6 protein-coding genes are annotated in these 7,168 nt (G+C 69.8%); 2 read left to right on the top strand and 4 right to left on the bottom strand.

Features of this window, described 5'->3' with window-relative positions; genetic code table 11:
• Positions 1–77 precede the first annotated feature (77 nt).
• On the top strand, positions 78–587 hold the full coding sequence (locus tag AC1DU6_RS15155; protein WP_457320321.1) for a tripartite tricarboxylate transporter TctB family protein: 510 nt from the start codon (positions 78–80) through the stop codon (positions 585–587).
• 10 nt (positions 588–597) lie between these two features.
• A complete protein-coding gene (locus AC1DU6_RS15150) occupies positions 598–2,088 on the top strand; it encodes a tripartite tricarboxylate transporter permease (RefSeq protein WP_477858054.1) in 1,491 nt (496 codons plus the stop codon).
• A 34-nt stretch (positions 2,089–2,122) separates the two neighbouring features.
• Here AC1DU6_RS15150 and AC1DU6_RS15145 read toward each other — a convergent pair whose 3' ends face one another.
• The 4 genes from AC1DU6_RS15145 to AC1DU6_RS15130 are packed head-to-tail and all read right to left on the bottom strand — an operon-like array spanning position 2,123 to position 7,158.
• Complete coding sequence (locus AC1DU6_RS15145; protein ID WP_457320323.1) at positions 2,123–4,231, bottom strand: hypothetical protein; 2,109 nt, start codon at positions 4,229–4,231, stop codon at positions 2,123–2,125.
• Complete coding sequence (locus AC1DU6_RS15140) at positions 4,228–4,599, bottom strand: hypothetical protein (protein ID WP_457320325.1); 372 nt, start codon at positions 4,597–4,599, stop codon at positions 4,228–4,230. Before AC1DU6_RS15140 ends, AC1DU6_RS15145 begins: the two co-directional genes overlap by 4 nt.
• A 56-nt stretch (positions 4,600–4,655) precedes the next feature.
• Positions 4,656–6,980 (bottom strand): DEAD/DEAH box helicase, encoded by a 2,325-nt coding sequence (locus tag AC1DU6_RS15135; RefSeq protein ID WP_477858052.1) that lies wholly within the window; start codon positions 6,978–6,980, stop codon positions 4,656–4,658.
• A 40-nt stretch (positions 6,981–7,020) separates the two neighbouring features.
• The gene (locus tag AC1DU6_RS15130) at positions 7,021–7,158 is read right to left on the bottom strand and encodes a hypothetical protein (protein ID WP_477858055.1); all 138 of its coding nucleotides are present in this window, start codon (positions 7,156–7,158) and stop codon (positions 7,021–7,023) included.
• Positions 7,159–7,168: the final 10 nt, after the last annotated feature.

Below are 7,168 nucleotides of genomic sequence, written 5' to 3'. Positions count from 1 at the left end.
CGCGGGCCGGCTTGGGAGCGGCCCGGCGCTCGGCCCGAAATTCACGCGGCGCTGCCGCGAATTCACAAGGATCGCTGATGAGCAGCAATTCCTCTTCCAACGGCCAGACATTCGTCGGCGTCGGCACCCTGCTGATCGGCGCGGTGATGGCCTACGGCGCGACCTTCATCTCGTCGGAGGCCGGTTATGCCGGTGTCGGGCCGAACGCCCTGCCCTGGCTGGTGTCGGTGGTGCTGATGATCTGCGGCGCCTGGCTTGTCTGGGAGGCGCGCACAGGGGGCTACCGCGAGATGGAGGCGCCGTCGGGTGCCGAGCGTGGCGATTGGAAGGCCGTCGCCTGGGTCATCGCTGGCGTCATCCTGAACGCGAGCCTCATCACGACGCTGGGCTTCATCCTGTCCTGCGCGCTGTGCTTTGCATTCGCCGTGCGCGGCCTGCGAATTTCGGAAGGCAAGACGGGCGGCGCAATCAAGCGTGGCCTGCTGGATCTTGCGACCGGCATCTGCATCGCGGCGCCGGTGTTCTGGCTCTTCACCAAGCTGCTGGCGATCAACCTGCCCGGCCTGACGGCCAGCGGCTGGCTGTGAGGAAAACACCATGATGGATCTCTGGAACCAACTGCTCGGCGGCTTCGCCACCGCCGGCACGCCCATCAACCTGATGTGGGCCTTCCTCGGCTGCGTCATCGGCACGGCCATCGGCGTGCTGCCGGGCCTGGGCCCCGCGGTGACGGTGGCCATGCTGCTGCCCATCACCACCCAGGTGGAACCGACGGCGTCGCTGATCTTCTTCGCCGGCATCTACTACGGCGCGATGTACGGCGGCTCGACAACCTCCATCCTGCTCAACACCCCCGGCGAGACCGGCACCATGGTGACGGCGCTGGAAGGCTTCAAGATGGCCAAGAGCGGCCGCGCCGGCGCTGCCCTGGCCACCGCGGCCATCGGTTCCTTCGTGGCCGGCACCATCGCCACCGTGCTCGTCACGCTGTTCGCACCCCTCGTCGCAGACTTCGCCGTCACCCTCGGCCCGCCGGAGTATTTCCTGTTGATGCTGCTGGCCTTCACGACGGTCAGCGCGGTGCTGGGCAAGAGCACGCTGCGCGGCATGACATCGCTCTTCATCGGTCTTGCCCTGGGCCTGATCGGCCTGGACCAGATCACTGGCCAGGTGCGCTACACCGGCGGCGTGCCGGAGTTCATGGACGGTATCGAAACCGTGCTCGTCGCGGTTGGCCTGTTTGCGGTGGGCGAGACGCTGTACCTGGCCCTCTACGAAGRCCGCAGCACCACCGATCTCAACAAGATGGGCAGCGTGCACATGACGCGCCAGGAATGGCGGCGCTCCTGGCCAGCCTGGCTGCGCGGCACCCTCATCGGCTTCCCGTTTGGCACCATCCCCGCGGGTGGCTCAGAGATCCCGACCTTCCTGAGCTATGCCACCGAGCGCAAGCTCAGCAAGCACAAGGAAGAGTTCGGCACCACCGGCGCCATCGAGGGCGTGGCCGGCCCCGAGGCCGCCAACAACGCGGCGGTGACGGCCACCCTCGTGCCCCTGCTCACACTCGGCATCCCGACATCGGTCACCGCGGCCATCCTGCTCAGCGCCTTGCAGAACTACGGCATCCAGGCCGGCCCGCAACTGTTCACCACGTCGTCGGCCCTGGTGTGGGCGCTGATCGCGTCGCTCTACATCGGCAACGTGATGCTGCTGGTGCTGAACCTGCCGCTCGTGGGCCTGTGGGTGAAGCTGCTGAAGATCCCGCGGCCGCAGCTGTATGCGGGCATCCTGATCTTTGCCACCGTCGGCGTCTACGGCATGCGCCAGAGCGCCTTCGATCTCTTCCTGAKGCTGGGCCTGGGGCTGATGGGCGTCGCCATGCGGCGCTTCGACTTCCCGACCGCGCCGATCGTCGTCGGCATGATCCTYGGSCCCCTGGCCGAGGCCCAGGGGCGCAATGCACTGTCCATCGGCAGCGGGAACTGGAGCGTCTTCATCGAGCGGCCGCTGTCCGTGGGCCTGCTGGTGGTGCTGGCCGCCGTGCTGCTGCTGCYACGTGCATGGCGCTGGGTGGCCGCGCGGCGCTGACGCCGGCGCCCGTCCTGTACTGCGAGGACCGGGATCAGAACGGGTCCTTGAACTCCATCGTCACGAAGAACGAACCCCGTGCCTCGCCGGTCTGGCGGCGCAGGTTGGCCATATAGCCCAGGCTGAAATCCACGCTGTCCACCAGCGTCACGCGCAGGCCCGTGCCCACGGCAAGGCGGGTACGGGGGCCGCTCAGGCGCGGGCCGAGATTCACCGCGTCCAGCATCAGCAGCGGGCTGATGGCGATGACATTGATCTCATCCATCAGCGTGTCGACGATATGGCGCACCGGTTCGATCTCGCGGCGCGCGTCTCGCTCGGCCAGCTTGGGATCGGCCGCCGCGAACCACCGCGCCAGCTGCTCGATGTCGGCACGCAGCACGGCGCCTTGCTGCGTGACGCGCGGGTTGCGTGGGCCGGCGTTGAAGCCGTCCACGCAAAGCGCCACCACCTGCCCCAGGGTGTTGGCGGTGTCTTCACCGGGCAGCAGTTCGGTGAACAGGCCCAGTTGCGTCAGGCTGGACTCCTGCAACACCTGGGTGATCTCGTCCTGGGCTTGCGCGAGCTGCCCCTTGCAGGCGGCGAACGCATCGCTGTCGGCGCTGCCCGCAGGGGGCTGCACGGCGGCCACGGCACCATCCAGCGCGCCCAGGGTCTGCTGCACCTTGGGCAGTTGCGCAATGGCCTGCAGATAGGTCGGCAGGGTGGTGCGGTTGTCCGCCGCGAGGCCGCCGACGGCGGAGTCGAGCTGGCCGTTCAGTGCAGCGCGGACCTGGGCGTCGCGGTAGGCCTCGGCCGGTACCAGGGGCTGGTTGAACACCGGCAGCGCCGCCGTCAGGCTCAGGGCCGAGAAGCGCCGATAGCCCGGGCTGGCGGCGCTGCCGGCCAGTGCATTGGTGCCCAGGCTGCGCAGCAGCGGCGCCGCGCGGATCTGCCATTCCTCGCCGCCGATGAAGGGCTGCTCGCGCCCGCCGGCGAAGAAGCGCGCGCCGTGGGGCACCAGGCCTGCCTCGCGCAGATGGCCCAGCGTCAGACGCGTCTCCAGCGACAGGCTGCGATGGTCGGCCACCAGCCAGCGGCCCTCATGGGCGATGTCGACGATCTGCTTGACCCAGTCCAGGCCCGCGCCGCCGCTGCCGGCGCCGAACTCGACCGCATAGCTCGCGGCCAGGCTCTGTCGCGCCAGCCGTGCCGTGGTGCCGGCCATCAGCTTGAGCGACTGGTAGCGCTGGTCCGCCACCAGGCCTGCGGCGGGGTCGTCCTGGCCGCGGCTGCGGTGCTGGCCGGCGTCCAGCGCCGCTCCGAGGCGCAGCGCCAACGCCCAGCTGCCCAGCGGATGCGTCTGAGCGAAGGCCTGGGCCTCGAGGTTGTTCTGCCCCAGCCGCGACACGGACTTGGCGGGCACCGACTTGTCGGCATAGCCCAGCCGCCAGGCCGTGTGGGCCCAGATGCCGTCGCTGTGCTCCCGCCCTCCCTCCAGCGCCAGCGCCACGTCGCGCAGCCGATCACTGGCGTAGGCATCGACGGCGAGGGAGCGCCAATAGGCATCGGCACCGGCACCGCTGCGGTTGTAGAGGGCCGCCAGCCCGGCGCCTGCGCCCTCGCCGGCCCGGTACCCCAGGCGCGGTTGCAGGCGCATGCCTGGCCGCAAGGCCTCCTGCCCGGACTGGCGCTCCGGGGCTGCCGTCTCGCGCTGGCGCGACTCCCAGGTGAGCCCTACCGACAGGGAGGCCTTGATGGCGTAGACGAAGAACACCAGGTCCAGGCCCTGCGGCGTGCAGCTGACCATCACCGGCAGCACGCGGCCGCCGACACGGGCCTCGACATCCAGGTTGGCGAAGGGCAGCGCCGCGATCTGGTTCCACACGGCCGTGACCTGGCTGGCGCTGTAGGGCGTGCCGCGCAGCGGCTCGGCCAGGGCCTTCGCCTGGTTCAGGTCCGCGCGGATCCAGGGCAGGAAGGCCAGCGGCGTCTGCACGTCCACGGCATGGATGGGCATGCCGCCCAACGCGCCGTTGGCCGGACAGGCATTGCCGACGACCACCGCAGCCTGCCCGGCTTGCGGGCCGGCGCTGACGACGGCGGGCGCCAGCAGGGCGGGCAGGGACAGCGCCCAGCACGCGCCCAGTGGCGGGCGCCTCACCGCTTGATCAGCGTGCGCTGGATGGTGGCATCGGCCGCTGGGCCGCCGGGCTGCTGGCTCGCGAGCGCCGCGTTGGACGCCGGGCCGGCCAGGAAGGCGGCCTGCGTGGCGGTCAGGCCGTTGGTGGCTGTGGCGGCGGCCTTGCTGTGCAATTCCTTGTCGACGACCACGTCCAGGCTCACACGCGCTTCGCCGTAGGCCACGGCCTTGTCATCGCGGCGGAACAGCTTGAAGTGGATGGTCCAGGTCGGCAGGCCGTTGTCGTCGCTGACCTTCTCCAGCCCGAACACGATGCGGCGCAGATCGTCCTTGGTATTCACGACGAGGTCGACCTTGATGTTGGTGATGATGTGTTCTCGGGTGGTCATGGCTGGCTCCTGATCTTGATTGACCGGCATGAGTAGGCCGCCGGCCCGCGCCGGGGTCATCCGTAGAAGTGGGGAAGGTCGGCGGCTGGCGGCTGCCGCAGGCCGGGTTCGGCCTCCTCCAGCGGCGCCAGCAGCAGCTTCAGTTCCATCTCGCCGAACTTGCTCAGGCTGCTGCCGTCGTCGCTGCCGAGCAGGCCGTCGGCCAAGGCCTTCTTGCGCGCCTGCAGCTCCAGCATGCGCTCCTCGATGCTGCCCTGGGCCACCAGCTGGTAGACGAACACCGGCTGGTCCTGGCCGATGCGGTGGGCGCGCGCGCTGGCCTGGGCCTGCACGGCTGGGTTCCACCAGGGGTCGACGTGGATGACGGTGTCCGCGGCCGTGAGGTTCAGGCCCACGCCGCCGGCCTTGAGGCTGGCCAGCAGGATGGGTTCCTCGCGCGCCTGGAAGCGGCGCACGACCTCGCCACGCGCAGATGCGGCGGTCTGGCCGGTCAGGCGCAGATGGGGCAGGCCCAAACGGTCCAGTTCGGCGGCTATCAGGTCCAGCATCTCGGTGAACTGCGAGAACACCAGCAGGCGCCGGCCCTGGGCAACGAAATCGGGCAGATGCTCGCGCAGCCATTCGAGCTTGGCGCGCTCCACAAAGGGCGGCATCTCCACGCCCTTGAGCAGCAGCGGGTCGCAGCAGACCTGCCGCAGCTTCAGCATCGCGTCCAGCACGCTGATGAGGCTGGTAGCGTTGAAGCCGTCGCGCGCCAGGATGCGGCGCACCATGTGGTCGGCCGCCACGCGCACGCTCTCGTAGAGCTGCTTCTGCTGGCCCACCAGCGTGACGCGCTTGACCAGCTCGGTCAGCGGCGGCAGCTCGGTGGCGACCTCCGTCTTCATGCGTCGCAGGACGAAGGGCCGCACACGCGCCGCGAGAAGGCGGGCGCGCGGGCCGTCGCGGTTGACCTCGATGGGCTTGCGCCAATGGCGCGCGAAGCTGCGCGAGTCGCCGAGGAAGCCGGGCATCAGCAGGTCGAACAGCGACCACAGCTCGCCGAGGTGGTTCTCCAGCGGCGTGCCGGTGAGGGCCAGGCGGTGGCGGGTGTCAAGCCGGCGCAGCGCGCGGGCGGCACGGGCCTGGGCGTTCTTGACGGCCTGGGCCTCATCGAGGATCAGCAGATGCCAGGACTGGGCGGACAGCTTGCGCAGGTCGCGCCAGACGAGGTTGTAGGTGCTGAGCACGACGTCGGTATCGGCGAGTTGCGCCGCCTCTCGGTCGGCGCCATGCCAGGTCATCAACCTGAGCCCCGGCGCGATGCGCGCCGCCTCCTGCTGCCAATTGAAGAGCAGCGAGGTCGGCACGATGACGAGGGCCGGGCGGTCCAGCCGACCGGCCTGCTTCTCGGTCCAGATGTGGGCCAGGGCCTGCGCCGTCTTGCCCAGGCCCATGTCGTCGGCCAGGATGCCGGCGAGGCCCTGCTCGCGAAGGTATTGCAGCCAGGCCAGGCCATGCAATTGATAGGGCCGCAGCTGCAGGCCGAGACCTTCGGGCTGCGCCATCGAAGTCGGCGCGCCGGCCGCCAGCAGGCGCTGGCCCAGCGCTTTCAGGCCCGCGTCGCCATGGATCTGCCAGCGGCCGCGCGATTCCTCCTCGATGCAGCGGATGCGGTCGGCGTCCCAGGCATTGAGCTTGAGCGGTTTGCCCTTCTCCAGCTCCACCGCCTTGAGCAGATCCAGCAGCGCCAGCATGATGGCCTTGAGCGGCGCGGCAACGGCGTGATAGCGGCGGCCACCAGGCGCGCGCAGCGACACGATGGCGTCGTCCTCGATGGCGCCTATCGCCACCGCGTCGAGCCAGCGCTTGTCCTTGCGCAGCAGGTTGGCGATCAGCGGGGCCAGGTCGATGCGCTGGCCATCCACCTCCATGCCCAGGCTGACCAGCCAGGCGCCGGTGCGGCGCTCCAGGCCCAGGCCTTCGACGCGGCGGTCGGGCTTGGGCGCCTCGGGCACTTCTTCCGTCAGGCCCAGCTGCCAGCCGCTGACGAACTGGCTGTGGTGGGCAAAGCCGGGCTCGGTCGTGACCTGCCAACCCAGGGCCCGCAGCTCCGGCACTTTCTCGGCGTTGAAGTCGCCGAAGAACTCTTCCTGGACCAGGGTCCAGAGCGAAGCGCCCAAAGGCTGCGGCGCACCGCGCCATTGCAGCAGGGCCGGGTCCAGCGCAATCAGGCCACGCGTCAGTAGCGCCAGCTCGGCTTGCACGTCGGCCGCAGCCAGCATCGCCACCGTCACTTGCTCGCCCCGCGGGCCGAGGGCGCCGCGCGGGCGCAGGCCGAGCAAGCCGTCGCCGCGCGTCAGCGTGCGCAGCGTCAGGTGAGGTGGAGGTGCGACAGGCATCGCGACAGTCTCGCAGCCCGCGAGACTGTCGCGGCCGAACTCAGGACTTCAGCACACCCTTGATGTGGGCGGCGATGGCGTCGTCCTGGCAGTTCGTGAAGAACAGTTCCTGGAACTTCTCGCCCGACACGGCGGCCTTCAGCAGGTCCTGGTCGACGGCCTTCAGCGTCGTCAGCATGTCCTTGCAC

The organism is Roseateles sp. P5_B10 (assembly GCF_056400485.1).
The sequence above is the reverse complement of the archived record's forward strand: the minus strand, read 5'-3'. Positions and strand labels throughout refer to the sequence as shown.

Excerpts from the sequence above, each read along its gene's own strand:
- AC1DU6_RS15155 (WP_457320321.1), top strand. The coding sequence starts at position 78 with ATGAGCAGCAATTCCTCTTCCAACGGCCAGACATTCGTCGGCGTCGGC.
- AC1DU6_RS15140 (WP_457320325.1), bottom strand. The coding sequence starts at position 4,599 with ATGACCACCCGAGAACACATCATCACCAACATCAAGGTCGACCTCGTC.
- AC1DU6_RS15135 (WP_477858052.1), bottom strand. The coding sequence starts at position 6,980 with ATGCCTGTCGCACCTCCACCTCACCTGACGCTGCGCACGCTGACGCGC.
- AC1DU6_RS15130 (WP_477858055.1), bottom strand. The coding sequence starts at position 7,158 with ATGCTGACGACGCTGAAGGCCGTCGACCAGGACCTGCTGAAGGCCGCC.